Annotated in this window: 20 protein-coding genes; 1 reads left to right on the forward strand and 19 read right to left on the reverse strand. The window is 40.7% G+C overall.

Features of this window, described 5'->3' with window-relative positions:
* Window positions 1-153 precede the first annotated feature (153 nt).
* From LCM09_RS02220 to rpsU, 8 genes are all read right to left on the reverse strand, one after another.
* Window positions 154-1116, reverse strand: coding sequence for a PhoH family protein (locus LCM09_RS02220; protein ID WP_224878485.1), 963 nt, complete (start codon window positions 1114-1116; stop codon window positions 154-156).
* 6 nt (window positions 1117-1122) lie between these two features.
* Complete coding sequence (gene yqfD / locus LCM09_RS02225; protein ID WP_224878486.1) at window positions 1123-2310, reverse strand: sporulation protein YqfD; 1188 nt, start codon at window positions 2308-2310, stop codon at window positions 1123-1125.
* Between the two features lie 38 nt (window positions 2311-2348).
* Window positions 2349-2642 (reverse strand): sporulation protein YqfC, encoded by a 294-nt coding sequence (gene yqfC, locus LCM09_RS02230; protein ID WP_224878487.1) that lies wholly within the window; start codon window positions 2640-2642, stop codon window positions 2349-2351.
* A 136-nt stretch (window positions 2643-2778) separates the two neighbouring features.
* Window positions 2779-3237, reverse strand: coding sequence for a YqfB family membrane protein (locus tag LCM09_RS02235; protein WP_224878488.1), 459 nt, complete (start codon window positions 3235-3237; stop codon window positions 2779-2781).
* 27 nt (window positions 3238-3264) lie between these two features.
* On the reverse strand, window positions 3265-4254 hold the full coding sequence (gene floA / locus LCM09_RS02240) for a flotillin-like protein FloA (RefSeq protein WP_224878489.1): 990 nt from the start codon (window positions 4252-4254) through the stop codon (window positions 3265-3267).
* Window positions 4255-4278: 24 nt separating this feature from the next.
* Window positions 4279-5580: an NfeD family protein gene (locus LCM09_RS02245; protein ID WP_224878490.1), complete on the reverse strand. Its 1302-nt coding sequence runs from the start codon at window positions 5578-5580 to the stop codon at window positions 4279-4281.
* A 209-nt stretch (window positions 5581-5789) separates the two neighbouring features.
* Window positions 5790-6233 (reverse strand): GatB/YqeY domain-containing protein, encoded by a 444-nt coding sequence (locus tag LCM09_RS02250; protein ID WP_224878491.1) that lies wholly within the window; start codon window positions 6231-6233, stop codon window positions 5790-5792.
* A 17-nt stretch (window positions 6234-6250) separates the two neighbouring features.
* Window positions 6251-6427 (reverse strand): 30S ribosomal protein S21, encoded by a 177-nt coding sequence (gene rpsU / locus LCM09_RS02255; RefSeq protein ID WP_224593651.1) that lies wholly within the window; start codon window positions 6425-6427, stop codon window positions 6251-6253.
* Window positions 6428-6619: 192 nt separating this feature from the next.
* Here rpsU and LCM09_RS02260 point away from each other — a divergent pair, with 192 nt between their 5' ends.
* A complete protein-coding gene (locus LCM09_RS02260) occupies window positions 6620-7555 on the forward strand; it encodes a Na/Pi symporter (protein WP_224878492.1) in 936 nt (311 codons plus the stop codon).
* 35 nt (window positions 7556-7590) lie between these two features.
* Here the strand turns inward: LCM09_RS02260 and deoC are convergent, their stop codons facing one another.
* The 11 genes from deoC to LCM09_RS02315 form a co-directional block, all read right to left on the reverse strand.
* Complete coding sequence (deoC, locus tag LCM09_RS02265) at window positions 7591-8262, reverse strand: deoxyribose-phosphate aldolase (protein ID WP_224878493.1); 672 nt, start codon at window positions 8260-8262, stop codon at window positions 7591-7593.
* 62 nt (window positions 8263-8324) lie between these two features.
* Entirely contained in the window at window positions 8325-9680 is a 1356-nt protein-coding gene (gene mtaB, locus LCM09_RS02270; RefSeq protein ID WP_224878494.1) for a tRNA (N(6)-L-threonylcarbamoyladenosine(37)-C(2))-methylthiotransferase MtaB, read from the reverse strand.
* A gap of 4 nt (window positions 9681-9684) precedes the next feature.
* Window positions 9685-10437, reverse strand: coding sequence for a 16S rRNA (uracil(1498)-N(3))-methyltransferase (locus tag LCM09_RS02275; protein WP_224878495.1), 753 nt, complete (start codon window positions 10435-10437; stop codon window positions 9685-9687).
* A gap of 12 nt (window positions 10438-10449) precedes the next feature.
* Window positions 10450-11394, reverse strand: a complete 945-nt coding sequence (gene prmA, locus LCM09_RS02280) for a 50S ribosomal protein L11 methyltransferase (RefSeq protein WP_224878496.1) — start codon at window positions 11392-11394, stop codon at window positions 10450-10452.
* A gap of 95 nt (window positions 11395-11489) precedes the next feature.
* A complete protein-coding gene (gene dnaJ, locus LCM09_RS02285; protein ID WP_224878497.1) occupies window positions 11490-12602 on the reverse strand; it encodes a molecular chaperone DnaJ in 1113 nt (370 codons plus the stop codon).
* A gap of 240 nt (window positions 12603-12842) precedes the next feature.
* Entirely contained in the window at window positions 12843-14681 is a 1839-nt protein-coding gene (gene dnaK / locus LCM09_RS02290) for a molecular chaperone DnaK (protein WP_224878498.1), read from the reverse strand.
* 30 nt (window positions 14682-14711) lie between these two features.
* Window positions 14712-15317, reverse strand: a complete 606-nt coding sequence (grpE, locus tag LCM09_RS02295; protein ID WP_224878499.1) for a nucleotide exchange factor GrpE — start codon at window positions 15315-15317, stop codon at window positions 14712-14714.
* Between the two features lie 50 nt (window positions 15318-15367).
* The gene (gene hrcA / locus LCM09_RS02300) at window positions 15368-16408 is read right to left on the reverse strand and encodes a heat-inducible transcriptional repressor HrcA (RefSeq protein ID WP_224878500.1); all 1041 of its coding nucleotides are present in this window, start codon (window positions 16406-16408) and stop codon (window positions 15368-15370) included.
* 170 nt (window positions 16409-16578) lie between these two features.
* Window positions 16579-17721, reverse strand: a complete 1143-nt coding sequence (hemW, locus tag LCM09_RS02305) for a radical SAM family heme chaperone HemW (protein ID WP_224880046.1) — start codon at window positions 17719-17721, stop codon at window positions 16579-16581.
* A gap of 101 nt (window positions 17722-17822) precedes the next feature.
* Window positions 17823-19655 carry a translation elongation factor 4 gene (lepA, locus tag LCM09_RS02310; protein ID WP_224878501.1) on the reverse strand — a complete coding sequence of 611 codons (1833 nt, stop codon included), beginning with the start codon at window positions 19653-19655 and terminating at the stop codon, window positions 17823-17825.
* 175 nt (window positions 19656-19830) lie between these two features.
* The gene (locus LCM09_RS02315; protein WP_224878502.1) at window positions 19831-20178 is read right to left on the reverse strand and encodes a DUF3679 domain-containing protein; all 348 of its coding nucleotides are present in this window, start codon (window positions 20176-20178) and stop codon (window positions 19831-19833) included.
* Window positions 20179-20196: the final 18 nt, after the last annotated feature.

Here is a 20196-nt window from a genome sequence, read left to right on the forward strand (position 1 = left end):
AGTATTAACACTCAGAGCTTATACCCTTCTCATATTTTATCAGAATTCACCACAAAAAGGACGAGATTAGGGAAAATAAGGACCTCTAACGATTCACGAATACAAAAACAACCTGAGTTCTAGTTGTGTAGAACTCAGGTAGTAACAGGAAGCCTAATTTTCTTTATGTTCATATGCATCAATAATTCTTTGAACGAGTGGATGACGGACGACATCCGTTTGCTGAAGATAAATGAACGACACATCTTTCACTCGATTCAAAATCTTTTCTGCTGCTGCTAGCCCAGATTCTTTTCCTTTTGGTAAGTCAATCTGAGTGATGTCACCAGTGATGACCATCTTAGAACCAAATCCTAATCTCGTTAAGAACATTTTCATTTGCTGTGATGTTGTGTTCTGAGCTTCGTCTAGGATGACATAGCTATCATCGAGGGTTCTCCCCCTCATATATGCTAATGGAGCAATCTCGATCGTACCTCGCTCAATTAAACGAGTGGTTTGCTCGACTCCTAGCACATCATGCAAAGCGTCGTACAACGGACGTAAATAAGGATCAACCTTTTCTTTTAAGTCTCCAGGTAAAAATCCTAGGCTCTCACCCGCTTCAACTGCAGGTCGTGTTAACACGATTTTCTTTACTTGATTAAATTTCAGTGCTGCTACTGCCATAACAACTGCTAAATACGTCTTACCTGTACCTGCGGGGCCAATTCCGAAAACCAAATCATTCTTCTTCATTGCGGACACATAGTGACGTTGTCCTAATGTCTTAACTTTAATAGGTTTCCCTTTTGCGTTTGTTGTGATTTCTTCTTGGTATAGCTCTAAAAGCTGATCGATCATGCCTTGTTGCACTAGTTGGCAGGCATACACGACATCTCTTCCCGAGATACTTGCTCCTCGCTTTATGAGTGATTGAAGGGTGGACATCACGTCCTTAACCATCTCAACAGCGTCTTCGCTACCTTTAACTGATATGCCTTCGCCACGCGTAACAAGCGAAACCTCGAGTGCTTCTTCAATTATTTTGAGATGCTCATCTCCAGGACCAAATAGAGTTTGAGCTTCGTTTGAATTTTCTAATTGCAATGATAAGTCAACAAATCGTTCTGTCAATAGACCTCAATCTCCTTGAACAATAGGTATATTTTTTCCAATTTCCTCTATCACTTCAAAGTGTATCTTTACGTTTACTTTACCATTCTCTACCTTCTCGTGCAAAATCTTTTCTGTTTTTATTTCAGCGTCCTCTGCCGTTTTGTCTTTTATATCTTCTCTAGCAACGTTCCGCGCAGCATCGACCGCTTCTTTATTTGTATAAGTTCGCTCAACTTCTTTTGTTTCCAACATTTTCTTCGACATGAGTGAGATCGGCAATTGCCATTTCAAGAAACGGAAATTTGTTTCGCGCTCATTGACTTCATAATTCTCAAACTCTGGTGCTTTTAATCCCCAAATTGGTAAGTAGAATCCAACTATTCCAAGAGAATGATTCGTTTTTGTTTCTCCTGTATGTGTAACGAAAGAAGATTTAAGCGGTATAGAAACTGTTGAAACATACCAAGTTCTCCCGAAGACTTTACCACTAGCAGGTACAAGCTGACTCTTTTCTTCCTTCCCGATGAATCCCGAGATTAAAAGCTGACCAGGTTTCACAAAGGCATTTTCCTTCACCTTGGCTTGGCCTTCTTCAACATAAATCTTTGTGATCACAGCTTTTTTCTTCGCTACAATATGCCTTGGGCTTGCAGCAGGCTCTTTTTCTGGAAGTTGTTTTTGTACAACCTGAAAATGATAAGATGTCCCATTCCGCTTGACCCCGATCCACGTCACTTCTTTTAAACTTTCAGATAGCTCTTGTTGAATTTCCTGGTTTGTTGGCAATCGAAAAATGAATGTTCCCTTCTTCACCCCTAGTTCATATGCTGCTTTTCTAAGCTTATGCTCAACTTCTGGAGTGGCACCATTAACCGAAACACCCCATACCATATTCGATAAAAGTAAAATCAATAAAATAGACCCAATAGCTCCAGCTAAGAAACCTCGAGAAGAAATTACCCTCTGAACAATGAAAGGGAAGCCTTTTCGTTCATGGATTCTAACCTTACACCTCGTCCTCTTCAGATGCGGTCTTATTCTTCTAATGTCAGAAATATATAAAGACAAAAGAATTGTTTCTTCATCCAAACGGCGAATATCCCAAATCGGTATACGATATTCGATGCACCTGTTAATAAACAACTCTGTGTAGCTGCCCACCACTTTGATTCGCACATACCCTGAAAAAAGTTCTCGAATATATTCTTTCATTATTGACCCCCTGTATTCAGTCCGGGTCTTGAAAGTCCCTACATATCTTCAGGTCTCTCAAGGTAGGAAACATGCTCTATTTTGCCTTCTAGCAAAATCTCCTCAGGCAATATGGTTTTTAGCATGAAGTCTTTTCCTTTAATTAACAATTGACCCTGTTTTAGGAGGAGCCGCACTTCTTCATTTGAAAATTTTAAAACACCCTGATGGTTTTCTATGTAAATGTGAAGCTGTCCAACCATCGTGATGCGCGGTAAATCCATGACTGCGTCAGCTGGAAGCTTTAATCTACTCGTTAACCATCCTTTTAGGCCATGCCTCCATTTTGCCATGGATACTCCCCCTTTCATCTCATCTTTATGATAGACAAAACCAAACTATCACTTTTTCGTAAAAGTAAACCTTATCCTTTTTCACATAAAAAAAGCCGTCGAGATTTACTCGACGGCTTGAATAAGCTTAAAACCTTTACCTTTTGTAACTTTGTTTCATCTTCATCATGGATGGATGAGGGTTTTTCGACCTTGGCGGGCCTAAAATCTCTGACCAAATAACCCCTTTCTTCACATCCCTTTTATTTATTAAAATGCCACCATATTCACTCTTACTAGAAGACTTTGGCTTATATACTTTAAGCTCAGCAGATTTACCTCTTCTAGAAGAAATTCTTTCCAAGGCCTCTTCGTATGCTTCATATTGCTCTGGCTTCATATCGTCAAAGCTAGGTTCAGATGAATCATCATACTGTGAATATGGTTTTTGACCTTGATTGTACTGCTTTTGCACGTCACCCTTGGGGCGGCCAGTGCGTGGCTTCGCTTCCTCTTCTTCAGAACCCATCCTCTTGAAGAAGCTCAAGATCCCCCCAATTGCGATAATTACGAAAACGATGTTATTTAACAGTAACTCAATAATACCATCCAACATCGTCACCTCCGTCTGTTGAAAAGATGGTTAGCGATCATCCTCATCTTCTTCTTGATCTGACTTTCCGATCATGTCGCGCATATCAGTATCTGCTTCGATATTCTTAAGGTTCATGTAATCCATAACTCCAATATTTCCAGAGCGCAGTGCTTCCGCCATAGCCATTGGAACTTCTGCTTCTGCTTCCACAACTTTCGCTCTCATTTCCTCAACTCTTGCTCTCATTTCTTGCTCTTGAGCAACAGCCATTGCGCGACGCTCTTCTGCTTTCGCTTGAGCAATATTCTTATCTGCCTCAGCCTGATCAGTTTGAAGAACTGCTCCGATGTTTTTGCCAATATCGATATCGGCAATATCGATGGATAGAATTTCAAATGCTGTTCCAGCATCTAAACCTTTTGCTAGAACGGTTTGAGAAATCATATCAGGGTTTTCTAGAACCTTCTTATGATCGTGTGACGAACCAATCGTACTTACGATCCCTTCACCAACCCTCGCAATTACAGTTTCTTCACCAGCTCCACCAACGAGACGATCAATGTTGGCACGTACTGTAATTCTTGCTTTTGCTTTCACTTCGATACCATCCATTGCTACACCGGCAATAAATGGTGTTTCGATAACTTTTGGATTAACACTCATTTGCACAGCATCAAGTACGTCACGACCTGCAAGGTCAATAGCCGCACAACGCTCAAAACTAAGTTCAATATTAGCACGGTGAGCTGCAATCAATGCATTCACAACTCGGTCAACATTACCACCTGCTAAATAGTGACTTTCCAATTGATTCGTATTCAAATCCAGTCCTGCCTTCACAGCCTTGATAAGTGGATTGATAACACGTGATGGAATAACACGTCTAAGTCTCATTCCAACAAGATTGAAAATACTTACCCTTACTCCAGCTGCTAGTGCTGAAATCCATAGCATTACTGGTACAAAAGTGAATAAGATCGCAAGACCTATAATCACGAGACCTACTATAATAATTAACCCTAATGAACCTGTATCCATTGTTTTCCTCCCTATAAATCTTTTTTATTTGTTAACGGCTCGAACGACAATACGTGACCCGTTGACTTTAGTAATCGTTACACTCGTATCGACGGGTAGATATCCCCCCTCAGTTACTACATCCAATCGTTCACTACCGAAGTCTGCTATACCAGCTGGGCGCAAAGGAGTAACTGCTGTTCCTTCTTTCCCAATCAGCTCGTTTCGTGAAACGTTCGATACATAGCCTTGTTCTGAATTCGTAGAATCAGAAAGAACAATCTTCTTGAAAAACCCTCGATAGCCAAATAATTTAATGAAGAGGTATGACCCACCGATTGTGATGGCTACTGCTAAGAGTACCGCAACTAATACATATTGCAACGACTGACCTGACCCTAGCGCGATACTCGCTACGATTCCTAGTGCACCTAATACACCGAAAATACCAAAGCCCGGTATAAATATTTCCACTAGAATTAATATTATACCAGTAATTAGTAACAAAATGGATTCCCATCCTGCAAATCCAGCAATCATATGCCCAAAGAAGAATAACAACAAGGCTCCAGCTCCCATAAAGCCAGGGATCCCAAACCCAGGAGAATACAGTTCAAGAACAAGTCCTAGACTACCGATTGATAAAAGGATCGGAATGATAATCGGGTTTGTAACAAACCTTGCTATCTTTTCAGCTACGCTGACTTCAGCATCCATTACTTTGGCACTTGCTAAATCAAGTTCTTCTAATAACTCTGTTCGATCCTCTGCTGAGCCTTCTGAATAACCTACTTCGTTAGCTTCAACATCATTGAGAGTTAACAACTCGCCTTTTGGTGCGTTATATTTTGGCAAGCTCACATCTGGATCAGCCATTGCAAGCGCAAATTTCGGATCTCGATCATTTAACTCAGCAGCTGACTTCATGGCCGCATGCCAAAAAGACTCTGCTTTTTTACCAGCTGCATTCCCTGACTGGTCGATGATAGCTGCTGAACCCATCAAAGCACCTGGCTCCATTATGATTTGATCTGCATTTAGTGCAATGTAAGCTCCTGCAGAAAGAGCACGATCAGATATATATGCAGTAATCGGTACTTCTGTAGCTTTAATGATCTTGCCTATATTATCTGCTGCATTTACTGCTCCACCAGGTGTATCGATCTCCAAAACAATATGATCGGCGCCTGCTTCTTCAGCATCCTCGATAGAGCGTTTCAAAAACGCTTCAAGCCCCCGTTCTACTTCTTGCTCAACAGGGATAAAGTAGACAAGTTTACCTTCTCCTTGCCCATTTGCTATGTTTCCAAAGAATGAAACACCGATTACCATTAGTAATGCTGTCATGCATAATAGCTTGATGGCGACATGTTTGATAGCGACCCCTCCTTTCAAGCTTTCTCTATATACGTTTCAACACATAGGCAGGTTTCAAAATATGTAAAGAATTTAAATTAAGTATGACAAAAGGAAGAAAGAATTGCTAGCAGGAATTAATATATTATGCATAAAAAACACGCCCTGTATGCACAGGGCGTGTTTTAGCTTGATCATATTTATGATAAGTTCTTTTGTACAAGGCGATTTACAAGTCCGCCGTCCGCTTTGCCTTTTACTTTCGGCATAAGCGCACCCATTACCTTACCCATTTCCTGTTTAGAAGTAGCACCAGTTTCCGCAATAACTTGCTTAACTAGTAATTCAACTTCCTCTTCAGACAATTGTTTCGGCAGGTAGGCAGTTAAAATCGACAGCTCTTCATCGAGATTCTGCACAAGATCACTTCGACCAGCTTTGTCAAATTCTTGGAGGGAGTCTTTGCGTTGCTTAACTTCGCGAGTGAGAACGGTAAGTTCTTCCTCTTCCGTCAGGTCATGACCCAATTTAATGGATTCATTCTGAAGTGAAGATTTCACCATACGAATAACAGATAGTTTCTGCTTTTCTTTGTTCTTCATCGCTACTTTCATATCTGTTGTTAAACGGTCATTTAGACTCACTGACCTAACACCCTCTCTTAGAACTTACGCTTTTTCCTTGCTGCCTCAGATTTCTTTTTACGCTTTACACTTGGCTTTTCATAGTGCTTGCGCTTCTTAACTTCAGCCAAAGTGCCTTCTTTAGAAACCGTTCTCTTGAAGCGACGCAGAGCATCATCGATCGACTCGTTCTTACGCACGCGAGTTTCCGCCATCTCTATCCCTCCCTCCAAAACATACACAATCATAACACATGACTTTCTAACAAAGACATGTCACCTGCAATTATAATACATGCTGCAAGGTTTATCAACATTTCTTTAATTGATTTTTTATGTTTATAAAAAACAAGCATGTGTTTCATATCCTGTCCATACACTTTTTATGGAGAGGAGATGGCGAAAACTATGAGTCCCTATGTGGCATCGTTTATCGTTTTTATCAGTATCTTTTTATTTGGCATGGCGATTCTTCGCATCGGCCTCCAAACGTTTTCTGAGCATAAAGTGGAGAGATTGTTGACAACGATGACAGCTACCCCCTTACGAGGCCTAATAGTGGGAATGCTAGTGACAGCACTCATTCAAAGTAGTTCAGCGGTCATGGTCATTACTGTGGGGTTAATCGCGACGAAACTCCTAACTTTCCGACAATCGATCGGGATAATCCTCGGTGCGAATATTGGAACTACGATTACTGCTGAATTAATGACCCTAAATCCTGACAAATTCACTTTACCACTCTTAATAGTGGGGTTCATTTTATTACAAGTTAGAAAACAAGTTCTATTTAGTGTCGGCACAATATTGTTTGGATTAGGATGTATTTTTGTTGCGATGCATGGACTAGAAGCGATGTCCATTCCGCTTTCGTCTTTATCGTTTTTTGATCATATTATTAATGAAACGAATACAAGTTTGCTCTACGGCATAGGTATCGGGACGATTCTAACTGCACTCATTCAATCGAGCTCTGCTACTACAGGAATAACGATGAGCTTCATCAATCAAGACTTACTTACCCTACCTTCTGCAATCGCGATCCTGTATGGAGCTAATATTGGTACATGTGTAACTGCATGGCTTGCAAGTATAGGTAGTTCTAGAGAAGCAAAGTTATCAGCTTATGCACATATCTGGATCAATGTGCTTGGAGTATTGTTGTTTTATCCTCTAATCGAAGTATTTAGTAGAATGGTTGTGTATGTTACAACACTACCTGATGTCCAACTTGCTCATGTGTCGATTTTATTTAATGTATTTTCGTCACTACTCTTTCTTCCGTTAGCTGGAATTCTTGCAAATACGATCGAAAGATTACATGGCGGCAAGGTGATATCATAAAAAAACCAACCGCTAGGGTTGGTTTTTGTTTTCTCTTAATAATCTGTGTCAGCTGTTTCGCCTTGTACGATTTTCACACCAGCACTTGCGCCGATACGAGTTGCACCAGCATCGATCATTGCTTGTGCACCTTCAAGGTCACGTACGCCACCAGAAGCTTTCACTCCAATATTCGGTCCAACAGTTTCGCTCATAAGTTTGATATCTTCAACTGTTGCGCCACCAGTTGAGAAACCAGTAGAAGTTTTCACGTAATCCGTACCTGCTTTAACAGCAAGCTCACATGCACGCTTTTTCTCTTCATCAGTAAGAAGACACGTTTCAATGATTACCTTAACAAGGGCCTTACCTTTAGCTGCCTCTACGACTGCTTTGATGTCGTCTACAATGTAGTCGTCGTTGCCAGCTTTTAATTCAGCAATGTTGATAACCATATCTACTTCAGTTGCACCTTTTTCGATGGCATCTTTCGTTTCAAATGATTTCGTCTCAGTCGTTGTTGCTCCAAGAGGGAAACCGATTACTGTACATACTTTTGCTTCAGCGCCTTTAAGCATTTCTGCTGCTAGTGTAACCCATGTAGGATTTACACAAACCGATGCGAAATTAAATTCTCTTGCTTCTTCACATAGTTTTTCTACTTGTTTCTGAGTAGTGTCTGGTTTTAGTGCTGTGTGATCAATCATGTTTGCTAGTTCTTTATTCATTTCATATCATCCTTCCAAATCTTATGTATGCCGAACTTGAAGGAGTTCGGCAGTCCTTACAATTATAATGAGGCAACAGCTGAAGTTGGTTCTTCTTCGTTCATCACTCTAACAAACTGTCCTTCGTTATAAGGGTACCCAGCTTTAGTGATTTTCACTTTTACGATCTTTCCGATCATCTCTTCAGAAGCTTCAACGATTACTTTCATATAATTAGCAGTATACCCTACGTAAAGGTTAGAATTAGGAGAATCCTTGAATTTTTCCTCGGGAATTACTTCCAATACTTCTCCTTCATATTGAGATGCATACTCTTTGGCAAGCTGATTGGATAACTCGATCAATTGATGGACGCGCTTATTCTTGATTTCATCATCAACCTGGTCATCCATCCTTGCTGCAGGAGTTCCTGTACGCTTGGAAAACGGGAACACATGAAGTTCTGAGAACTTGTGTTTAGAAATAAAATCATATGTTTCCTTAAATTCTTCGTCCGTTTCACCAGGGAATCCAACGATTACATCAGATGTGATCGCTAGTCCAGGGAGAGCTTTCTTCAAACGTTCTAGACGTTCACCGAACATCTCCATGGTATACTTCCTTCTCATTCTCTGAAGGACAGTATTTGACCCAGATTGAAGCGGAATGTGGAGGTGAGGAACAACCTTGCTAGAAGAATTCAATACCTCGATTACTTCATCAGTCACTTGACTAGCTTCGATGGATGAAATTCTGATTCGCTTTAAGCCATCTACCTTTGCATCAAGATCACGTAACAACTGTGCAAAGTTATAATCTTTTAGGTCTTCACCATATCCTGCTGTATGGATACCTGTAAGAACGATCTCTTTATAGCCTGCTTGCACGAGTTGTTGTGCTTGCTCAATGACCGCCTCTGGTTCTCTAGAACGTAAAAGGCCTCTAGCCCAAGGGATGATACAGAACGTACAAAAGTTATTACACCCCTCTTGAATCTTCAATGATGCTCGAGTGCGGTCTGTAAATGCAGGCACCTCTAACTCTTCATAAACTCGAGCTTTCATAATATTACTTACTCCATTCACTGGCTCTCTCTCACGTTTATACTGTTCGATATAATCGAGCATTTTAACACGGTCTTGAGTACCAACTACAACGTCAACGCCAGGAATAGCCATAATTTCTGCTGGAGATGTTTGAGCATAACAACCTGTTACACATATCACTGCATCAGGATTTTTTCTAATTGCTCTTCGTATGACCTGACGACTTTTTTTATCGCCAGTATTCGTAACGGTACACGTATTGATCACGTATACGTCCGAAGCGTTATCGAACTCGACTCTTTCATAGTCTTGTTCTTTAAATAACTGCCAAATCGCTTCCGTTTCATAATGATTCACTTTACAACCTAATGTATGGAATGCAACTGAAGGCATAGGATCACCTCATTAATTCAAAATGATAAGAAATAGCTGCTAAGACATATAAAGCAGCCGTTTCTGTTCGCAAAATTCGTGGACCAAGACCACAGGGAGAAAAACCAGCTTCTTCTAGCTTTTTAACTTCGTTGGTAGAAAGCCCACCTTCGGGCCCGAATACTACTATAAACCGGTCATTTTTGTTCGCTTGCTGAAGCGTTTGAACAAGCTTTGCAGACTCACCAGCTTTCGCCTCTTCTTCAAATGCAATGACTTTATGGTCATAGGACTTGCTGAACTCGATGAGTTCAGAAATCGTATAAGGCTCACTAATATCAGGAATCGTCGTGCGATGGGACTGCTCAGCCGCTTCCTTCGCAATCTTGTTCAACCTCTGTAGCTTCTTTTCGCTTTTTTGCTTATCCCATTTTACAACAGATCTCTCTGCTTTAAAAGGAACGAACTGATCGGCACCAAGCTCCGTTCCCTTTTGAATGACGGTCTCGAGTTTATCACCTTTTGGCAAACCTTGAACAACCGTCACTTGAAGAGGGAGCTGCTTGTCTTCATCTAACCAACGAACAGGTCTAGCTTGAATGTGGCTTTGACTGATGGTGGTTAACTCACAAATAGCGGAATGACCAGTAGAAGAGCAGACAATAATTTCATCTCCAACTTCCATACGCATGACTTTCGCAATGTGCTTCACGTCTTCTCCGACTATATCTACAACTTCCTCATTGATCGTTGAGTCCAGAATAAAATATCTTTGCATCAATTGATCTCCTTACTCGAACGGCTTTCTAGCTATGAACGCGACCCAGTCTTCCATTTGAAGGGTTTCCTCGATAATAAGCCCTTGATCAACGATCGATTGTTTTACTTCTTGCTTTTTCGCAGTGATGATACCTGAAGTAATAAATGCTCCACCCGGTTTAAGTACTCTCGCTACATCATCAGTAAAACGTACTATGATTTCTGAAAGTAGGTTTGCGACAACCACATCGTAGGTACCCTCTACGTTTTCAAGTAAATTGTTTTGTCTGACATCGATCTTATTGTGAATCTTATTAAGCTTCGCATTTAAATACGCGCTCTTAACGGCAATTTCATCAAGATCTAGCGCCTCGACTGTATCAGCTCCAAGGCTTGCAGCGGCAATACTTAATACTCCAGATCCAGTACCTACATCGATTACCTTTTGTCCAGGTTCAATTATTCTTTCTAGCGCCTGAACACACATGACTGTAGTCGGATGTGTTCCTGTTCCGAAAGCCATTCCTGGATCTAATTCAATAATGATCTCATCCGTGTTCACTGGAGTGTAATCTTCCCAGGTTGGAGTAATTGTGATTTTTTCAGATATTTTGACGGGCTTATAATATTTCTTCCATGCTGTAGCCCATTCTTCTTCATTAACTTCACTGATTTGTACAGTGTTATGTCCAAGGTCGATATTATGAACAAGCAGACCATTGATCGCTTCTTTGATTTGTTCAACTGTTTCACCAAGAAAACTATTCACTGGTATGTACGCTTTCAGAATAACGCCTTCTTCAGGGTAATCATCTGGATTGAGCTGGTAGACTTCTCCGAATGAGGTATCCCAAACTTTCACAAGGTCCATAGGGTCTTCTATGACCACCCCACTTGCACCGGCTTCATGCAATATATTCGATACTGCTTCTATTGCTTCATTTGTTGTATGAATGCTAATCTCAGACCATTTCATTCATTCCCACTCCTCTTTGGATCCTTTTTATCTCGGAAAGGAAACAGGCAGGCCTATTCACTAGACCTGCTTCCTGTTACCAGCTTTCTCCTTTGTTATTCCCCTTTAAACGCTTTTTTTACTTTAGCGAAAAAATTCTCATGCTGTTCTTCTGGTACTTGGCCGGATATTTCACCAAATTCACGTAGAAGATCTTTCTGGCGATCTGTTAAATGTTTTGGCGTAACAACTTGAATTTTTACATGTTGATCGCCTTGTCCATACCCGCGTACATTTTGAATTCCTTTGCCTTTCAACCTAAAGTTGGTGCCACTTTGTGTTCCAGCAGGGACTTTAAGCATGACCTTACCATGCAATGTCGGAACTTCGATTTCATCTCCTAGTCCAGCTTGAGCAAATGTAATTGGCATTTCACAGTGAACATCATCACCGTTACGCTCATAAAATTCATGAGGTTTTACATAGACCACAACGAATAGGTCTCCTGGAGGTCCTCCGTTAACGCCTTCTTCACCTTTTCCGGTGATACGGATTTGTTGGCCTTCATCGATTCCAGCAGGCATCTTAACATGAATTTTCTTTTTAACTTCAACTTTACCTTTTCCACGGCATGTTTTACATTTATCTTTAATGAGTTTCCCTGTACCTTCACAATGATGACATACACGTCGATTAACGACACGTCCAAACGGTGTATTCTGCTCAACGTTCAGCTGGCCATTTCCACCACAGTGGTGACATGTTTCAGGTGTTGTTCCAGGTTTTGCTCCTGATCCGTCACATGTTGAACAATCTTCTTCTTTCGGAATATAAATGTCCGTTTCTTTTCCGAAAGCTGCTTCCTCGAACGTTAGTGTCATGGCATATTGAAGATCAGCACCTTGTCTTGGCGCGTTTGGATTTCTACGACCTCCGCCACCAAAGAACATATCGAAAATATCACCGAAGCCTCCAAAGTCAGCTCCACCAGCTCCGCCAAATCCTTGGTTAGGGTCCGTATGACCAAATTGATCATATTGCGCTTTTTTCTGAGGGTCTTTAAGAACCTCATATGCTTCAGTAATTTCTTTAAACTTCTCATCTGCCCCCGGTTCCTGGTTGATATCCGGGTGGTATTGTTTAGCAAGCTTTCGATAAGCTTTCTTCATCTCTGCTTCAGAGGCATCTTTACTTACGCCCAACACCTCATAATAGTCTCGTTTACTCATCGTATCCACTCCCGATTCTCTTCACATAACCTTTATCTTACCATTGATTTTATACTGACTGCAATACTATATCGAAAGAATCAGTTAGCATGCAGTTCACTGTTGGCACACTTGCAAAAAGCTAGCGATTTGATAGAAGGCAATAGCCATATATTGCTAAAAACCTGCTTACATTAAGAAAAAAGTCAAAGCCGAGATACGCTTGACTTTGACTTTTTTCTTTATCTTATTTCTTATTTCTTACTTTTTATCGTCTTCGTTAACTTCTTCGTACTCAGCGTCAACGACGTTGTCATCTTGCTTCTCTTCAGAACCAGCGCCTTCAGCTTGCTGAGCCTGTTGAGCTTGAGCTGCTTGCTCATACATCTTAGTCGTTAGAGCTTGAACCACTTCTTGAAGTTCGTCTTTTGCAGTGCGAATTTCTTCAATGTCATCATTCTCTAGAGCAGCTTTGACTTTATCTTTTGCTTCGTTAGCTTTGTTCACTTCTTCTTCCTCTACTTGACCTTCAAGGTCTTTTAGAGTTTTCTCAGTTGTGAATACTAGCTGATCAGCTTCGTTACGAGTTTCAACTTCTTCACGACGCTTCTTATCTTCTTCAGCGTTCGCTTCAGCATCTTTAACCATGTTTTCGATCTCATCATCAGATAGACCGCTTGATGATTTAATCGTGATAGATTGCTCTTTGTTTGTGCCAAGATCCTTCGCACGAACGTTCACGATACCGTTTTTGTCGATATCAAATGATACTTCGATCTGAGGAGTTCCTCTTGGTGCTGGAGGAATATCCGTCAACTGGAAGCGACCGAGAGTCTTGTTATATTGAGCCATTTCACGCTCACCTTGTAGAACATGGATGTCTACTGAAGGCTGGTTATCAGCAGCAGTTGAGAACGTTTGTGACTTACTTGTTGGGATCGTCGTATTACGCTCGATAAGCTTTGTAAATACGCCGCCCATTGTTTCGATACCAAGTGAAAGTGGCGTTACGTCTAGAAGAACAACGTCCTTCACATCACCAGCGATAACACCAGCCTGGATTGCTGCACCAAGTGCAACTACTTCATCAGGGTTAACGCCTTTATGTGGATCTTGACCAGTTTCTTTCTTGATTGCATCCTGTACTGCAGGAATACGAGTAGAACCACCTACAAGAATAACCTTGTCAATTTCAGAAGGTGACATACCAGCATCTTTAAGAGCCTGACGGGTAGGTCCCATTGTACGTTCTACAAGGTTTGCAGAAAGCTCTTCGAATTTAGCACGAGTCAAGTTAAGCTCAAGGTGTTTAGGACCAGAAGCATCAGCCGTGATGAATGGTAGTGAAATTTGAGTTTGAGCTACTCCAGAAAGGTCTTTCTTAGCTTTCTCAGCAGCATCCTTCAAACGTTGAAGTGCCATTTTATCTTGACCAAGGTCTACACCGTTCTCTTTTTTGAATTCAGCAACAAGGTGATCGATGATAACTTGGTCAAAGTCATCTCCGCCTAGACGGTTGTCACCAGCTGTAGATTTAACTTCGAATACGCCTCCGCCGAGTTCAAGGATAGATACGTCAAATGTACCACCACCAAGGTCAAAGACTAGAATTGTTTGATCTTCGTCTTCTTTATCAAGGCCATAAGCAAGCGCTGCAGCAGTTGGCTCGTTTACAATACGCTCAACTTCTAGACCAGCAACTTTACCAGCATCTTTTGTAGCTTGACGCTCCGCATCGTTGAAGTATGCAGGCACTGTAATAACTGCTTTCTCAACGCCTTCACCAAGATAGTCTTCTGCATAAGACTTAAGCTTTTGAAGAATGATAGCTGAAATTTCTTGTGGAGAGTAAGATTTACCTTCCACGTCTACTTTGTGGTCTGTACCCATATGACGTTTGATTGATTGAATCGTGTTAGGGTTTGTGATTGCTTGACGCTTTGCAACCTCACCTACTAGTCTTTCTTCATCTTTAAATGCTACCACTGAAGGTGTCGTACGGTTACCTTCTGGGTTAGGAATTACCGTTGCTTCGCCACCTTCCATAACAGCGATACAAGAGTTTGTTGTACCAAGATCAATACCAATAATCTTACTCATTGTTTCTACCTCCTATTTCTTCATATGTAATTATGAACTTACTTTTACCATTGCAGGTCTAAGAACGCGATCGTTCAACTTGTACCCTTTTTGCAACACTTCTACAATAACATCTGAATCATACTCATCTGATTCAACTTGCATAACTGCCTGATGCAGGTGAGGGTTAAATTCTTCCCCTTGTGATCCTACTTCTTCAATACCTTCTTTTACAAGAGCATCCTTCAACTGGCGATAAACCATTTCCATCCCAGTGAGTAGAGAATTCACTTCTTCATGATCGCTTTGAACAGCAAGCGCTCGCTCGAAATTATCGATTGCCGGTAGAAGTTCTTCAGCAAGTTTTTGAGAACGATATTTCGCATCAGCACTGCGCTCTTCACGTGTTCTACGACGGAAGTTATCATACTCCGCCTGAGTACGCAAATATTTATTTTCAAGCTCATCCACTTGCTTCTGCAAGCTTTCAAGCTCTGTTTCTTCATTCATTTCAGGTTCGATAACTTCAGAATCCTGTCCCTCTTCAACTTCTTGTTCAAGATTTTCAGTTTCTTCAGTTACAATCTCTTCCTCATGATGACTGTTCTGCTTTTCCACGAATTTCACCTCCCCATCAAAATTTACATTTATATTCATTGAAAAGGATGGAAGAATTCGTATCTTCCACCTTTTTCACTATTACCAAATTACCAGTGTTTGAAACTTCGATATCTCTCAGTCAATGTACTCGTAAGGTCATTAGCTAGAAAACCTAAAAGACTCATCGAACGATGATATTCCATTCTTGTAGGTCCTAGCAGAGCGAGAGATCCCATTCGTTTACCTTCAATAAAGTAATCTGCAGTAATGATACTACATTCCTGCATCGCTTCAAGATCATTCTCCTGACCGATTCTAACCTCAATTCCTTTTTTCTCAGGACGAAGGATATTGTACATCAAGTCATCCTGCTCAAAAGTATTTAACAGGAGCCTTACTTTTTCTACATCCTTAAATTCAGGCTGGGCTAGAATGTTTGTCTTTCCGCCGTAGTACACTTTTTCTGCATTAGTATAGAGAAAAAGATTATCAAGCATCGTGTTGACTTGATTGTAATTTTCTATGTGCTTTTTCAAAACTGTAGCCATTTCTTGCATCATGGTCGATTTCAGTGATACTAAAGGGATATCCTTAAGACGTTCATTCATAATGTTAACGACTTTTTCAATATCGGACATGCTTACTGACGGTGGTATTGTAATGGTTTGATTCTCTACATGTCCACTATCAGCTACCAGGATTACAACTGCCGTCTCTTTTGAGAGAGGAATAATTTGAACCTGGCGAAGTTTCGTCTCGAAAACTTCAGGTCCTAAAATGATGGATGTATACTGAGTTAATTCAGAAAGTATCTTCGCGGATTGCTGAATAACTTTCTCAACTTCGACCATTTTCTCTGCAAAAAGTGAGTGAATATCTTTGACATCATTGTTTGATAAAACTGGCGGTGATAGAAGATTGTCTACATAGAAGCGATAGCCTTTTTCTGAAGGAACACGACCTGAAGAACTGTGAGTCTTCTCGATATAGCCCATGTCTTCAAGATCTGCAAGTTCATTACGAATAGTGGCTGAACTAAAAGTTACTTCTTTTCGCTTTGAAATTGTACGTGATCCTACAGCCTCAGCAGTTCGAATGTAATCATCGATCAAAATCTGCAAAATAAACAGTTGACGTTCAGTTAACATCCTCTCATCACCTCTGTTAGCACTCTGTTTCCTTGAGTGCTAAATCTAATAATAAGGTAACAGAAACTTATTTTAGTTGTCAATGATTACGTTACACGTCGTTCAAGATGCTTTCGAACGAAATTAAAGGAGCACACAAACTACCACATCGTATCCATGTGTAAAATGGATCAAACCGCAAGAAATTCCTGAAAAACTTCATTTCCAAGGAAAAATCCCTGCTCCGTTAAAGCAATATGAGTTCCTGTATCTTTTAATAGTTCCTTGCTCACTAACTTTTCGATCTGTTCACCAAAAACAGACTCTACTGAGTCACCGTATTTTTCTTCAAAGGTTTGTTTTGATACACCTTTTCTCATACGAAGTCCCATGAACATCTCTTCTTCCATCATTTCCACTTTTGTAAGTTCGTTCTCTTCCATATATGGGAAGCCATGCTCATCGATTCTAGTCATATACTGTTTGAGTGGTCCTGCATTCGCACGTCTCACTCCATTCACATAACTATGTGCCCCAGCACCAATACCGTAGTATTCGTTATTTTTCCAATACGTGATATTATGCTGACTTTCATAACCAGGCAAAGCGAAGTTACTTATTTCGTATTGCTTTAACCCGTGTGCTTCTAAGCGATTGATCAGCTCTGAATACATCTCGGCTTCAGCTTCTTCTGTAGGTAGAGGTAATTCACCTTTTCTCCATTGATTGTAAAATACTGTCTTCTTTTCAACTTGAAGTGAATAGGAAGATATATGTGTAATACCGAGACTAACCGCTCGTTCAATGGATTCAGAAAGCTGCTCTACCTTTTGCTCAGGAAGTCCAAACATTAAATCAAGAGAAAGGTTTTCAAACCCAGCTTGTTTCGCCATCGTGACGATATCACCAATCTCATCTACATTATGGCCTCTTCCAAGACGTTTTAATAACGAATCTTGAAAAGCCTGTGCTCCTATACTTAACCTGTTCACACCATACTTCTTCATAATTTCAAGCTTACGTGGGGTAACACTGCCTGGATTGGCTTCCATCGTAAACTCCAAATCGTTCTCTCCATAAGGTAAGAACCTGTTAGAAACAGATTGAAGAAATTGCTCTAGCTGTTGTTCATTAAGAGCGGTCGGCGTCCCTCCACCTACGAAAATAGTGGTTACTCCGGATGTTGGAAACCGCTCAAGGGTCCGCTCCATCTCAATATCCATATGTTCGAGGTATTCGACAACAGGCTGCCCCTGCATAAACACTTTATTAAAATCACAATAGTGACATATATAATCACAAAATGGAATGTGTAAATAAACAGCGTTTACCATTTTAATCACTGCTTTCTAAAATAATCTAAAGACCGCAGAAAGCTCTGCGGTCTCCTTAACCTATACTATAAAAATCAATTTCCTTCATCAAATAGAACGGGTTAGTTCTTCTTTGTATTATCCTGACGAAGCACAGCCATAAAGGCTTCTTGTGGTACTTCAACCTTACCGACAGTCTTCATTCGTTTTTTACCTTCTTTTTGTTTCTCAAGCAATTTACGCTTACGAGAAATATCTCCACCATAGCACTTGGCTAAAACGTTCTTTCTAATCGCTTTAATTGTTGAACGAGCAACAACCTTCTGACCGATCGATGCTTGAACTGGAACTTCAAACTGCTGTCTTGGGATTAGGTCTTTTAACGTTTCCGTTATATCCTTTCCGCGTTCATATGCGAAATCTCGATGGACGATAATCGACAGTGCGTCAATCGTTTCACCATTGAGAAGGATATCCATTTTGACAAGGTTAGAAGGCTTATAGCCCATCATCTCATAATCAAAAGATGCATAGCCTTTCGTGCTTGATTTAAGTTGATCGAAGAAATCATACACAATTTCAGAGAGCGGGATATGATAAACGATGTTTACACGTGTCTCATCAAGATACTGCATGTCGATGAAGTCTCCACGTTTCCCCTGACAAAGTTCCATGATAGGACCAACATAATCATTTGGTGCCATAATCGTCGCTTTAACAAATGGCTCTTGTACTTCAGTTATCGTTTGAGCATCTGGCATCAATGCTGGGTTATCGATGATCTTCTCTTCACCGTCAGTTAGCTTAACTTGGTAAATAACACTTGGAGCTGTTGTGATCAAGTCAATATTGAATTCACGCTCAATACGTTCTTGAATAATTTCCATATGCAAAAGACCAAGGAATCCACAACGGAAACCAAATCCTAATGCCTGAGATGTTTCAGCTTCGTATTGAAGCGAAGAGTCATTAAGCTCTAGTCGTTCCAATGCTTCTCTGAGGTCGTTATATTCAGCTGAATCAACTGGATAAAGTCCACAATAAACCATAGGATTCATTCGACGGTATCCTGGTAGAGGCTTGTCTGCAGAATTCTTAACAGACGTAATCGTGTCACCCACACGAGAATCGCCTACGTTCTTAATAGCTGCAGTTAAAAAGCCTACATCCCCAACAGATAGCTCTTTCTTGGCAACAGGTTTCGGTGTGAAAACACCGAGCTCTGTCACTTCGAATTCTTTGCCTGTAGCCATCATTCGGATTTTCTCTCCGACCTTTACAGAACCTTCCGTAATTCGTATGTAAGCAACTACTCCTCGGTAAGGGTCATAAAGCGAATCGAAAATTAGAGCTTGTAAAGGACCTTCAGGATCACCTTGTGGTGCAGGCACCTTCTCAACGATTTGTTCAAGGATCTCCTCGATACCAATTCCATTTTTTGCAGATGCAAGAACCGCATCTGATGTATCAAGTCCAATGACATCTTCAACTTCTTGAGCGACACGCTCTGGCTCAGCACTAGGCAAATCGATCTTATTGATGACAGGGAGAATTTCCAAGTCGTTATCTAAAGCAAGATATACGTTCGCAAGTGTTTGTGCTTCAATTCCTTGAGCAGCATCTATAATCAACAAAGCACCTTCACATGCTGCAAGACTTCTCGATACTTCATACGTGAAGTCTACATGTCCTGGTGTGTCTATAAGATGAAAGATATATTCTTCTCCATCTTTCGCTGTATAAGTAAGCTGCACAGAATTCAGCTTAATTGTAATTCCTCTTTCACGTTCAAGATCCATCGCATCTAGCGTTTGATCTTTCATTTCTCGATCAGTGAGGGCACCGGTTTTTTCTAATATTCGATCGGCTAACGTTGATTTTCCATGGTCAATGTGAGCAATGATGGAAAAGTTACGAATCCTCGACTGTCTTTCTAATTTCTGGTCACGGTTCATCTACAATCACTCCTAAAGGCGAAACTACGCTAGTATAGATTATAGCAATACCGGTGTCCATAATCAATTAACAATCCAACTCCTCGTTAATTATCCCCAAAAAAATAAGCCACATCAGCGACTTATTTTACGGTTCAAGCCAGTTCGCCTACTTGAAACAACCTATTGTCTAATATTATTTAAAAATCGAAAGAAATTCTGTAATGAGTGTGAAAGTAAACGAAAGCAACGTTTGTATGGTTGATGAAATAATACTACTAATTTTAGTACCTAAATCCCCCAAAACGTTGAATTCATTTGCATCTTCAAGGATACGTTGTTTTTCTTCCAAATCTTCATTCGTAATAGATGTCCCTAGTATTTCTGCTTCTACTCCATCAGATGCTTTCGTCAGCTGGAATGCACCTGTATCATCACTTCCTTGCATCGCATTCATATTCTTTGAAGCTTGCTCCATTCCAAGTAGAACGCCGAACAATAATAAAGAGATCAGCATAAAGCACTTTAGAAAAAAGGCTGCCATAGCCATACCCCTTCCTTT

The sequence above is a fragment of the Guptibacillus algicola genome (genome assembly GCF_020171805.1).
Lineage (GTDB): Bacteria > Bacillota > Bacilli > Bacillales > Guptibacillaceae > Guptibacillus > Guptibacillus algicola.

Bases quoted from the DNA above. Each gene is read 5' to 3' on its own strand.
- floA (WP_224878489.1), bottom strand. From the start codon at position 4,254: ATGGATACAGGTTCATTAGGGTTAATTATTATAGTAGGTCTCGTGATT.
- mtaB (WP_224878494.1), bottom strand. From the start codon at position 9,680: ATGCCTTCAGTTGCATTCCATACATTAGGTTGTAAAGTGAATCATTAT.
- dnaJ (WP_224878497.1), bottom strand. From the start codon at position 12,602: ATGAGTAAACGAGACTATTATGAGGTGTTGGGCGTAAGTAAAGATGCC.
- rpsU (WP_224593651.1), bottom strand. From the start codon at position 6,427: ATGGCGGAAACTCGCGTGCGTAAGAACGAGTCGATCGATGATGCTCTG.
- LCM09_RS02275 (WP_224878495.1), bottom strand. From the start codon at position 10,437: ATGCAAAGATATTTTATTCTGGACTCAACGATCAATGAGGAAGTTGTA.
- deoC (WP_224878493.1), bottom strand. From the start codon at position 8,262: ATGAATAAAGAACTAGCAAACATGATTGATCACACAGCACTAAAACCA.
- LCM09_RS02245 (WP_224878490.1), bottom strand. From the start codon at position 5,580: ATGACAGCATTACTAATGGTAATCGGTGTTTCATTCTTTGGAAACATA.
- LCM09_RS02315 (WP_224878502.1), bottom strand. From the start codon at position 20,178: ATGGCAGCCTTTTTTCTAAAGTGCTTTATGCTGATCTCTTTATTATTG.
- yqfD (WP_224878486.1), bottom strand. From the start codon at position 2,310: ATGAAAGAATATATTCGAGAACTTTTTTCAGGGTATGTGCGAATCAAA.
- hrcA (WP_224878500.1), bottom strand. From the start codon at position 16,408: ATGTTAACTGAACGTCAACTGTTTATTTTGCAGATTTTGATCGATGAT.
- yqfC (WP_224878487.1), bottom strand. From the start codon at position 2,642: ATGGCAAAATGGAGGCATGGCCTAAAAGGATGGTTAACGAGTAGATTA.
- dnaK (WP_224878498.1), bottom strand. From the start codon at position 14,681: ATGAGTAAGATTATTGGTATTGATCTTGGTACAACAAACTCTTGTATC.
- LCM09_RS02260 (WP_224878492.1), top strand. From the start codon at position 6,620: ATGAGTCCCTATGTGGCATCGTTTATCGTTTTTATCAGTATCTTTTTA.
- lepA (WP_224878501.1), bottom strand. From the start codon at position 19,655: ATGAACCGTGACCAGAAATTAGAAAGACAGTCGAGGATTCGTAACTTT.
- prmA (WP_224878496.1), bottom strand. From the start codon at position 11,394: ATGAAATGGTCTGAGATTAGCATTCATACAACAAATGAAGCAATAGAA.
- LCM09_RS02235 (WP_224878488.1), bottom strand. From the start codon at position 3,237: ATGTTGGATGGTATTATTGAGTTACTGTTAAATAACATCGTTTTCGTA.
- hemW (WP_224880046.1), bottom strand. From the start codon at position 17,721: ATGGTAAACGCTGTTTATTTACACATTCCATTTTGTGATTATATATGT.
- grpE (WP_224878499.1), bottom strand. From the start codon at position 15,317: ATGAATATAAATGTAAATTTTGATGGGGAGGTGAAATTCGTGGAAAAG.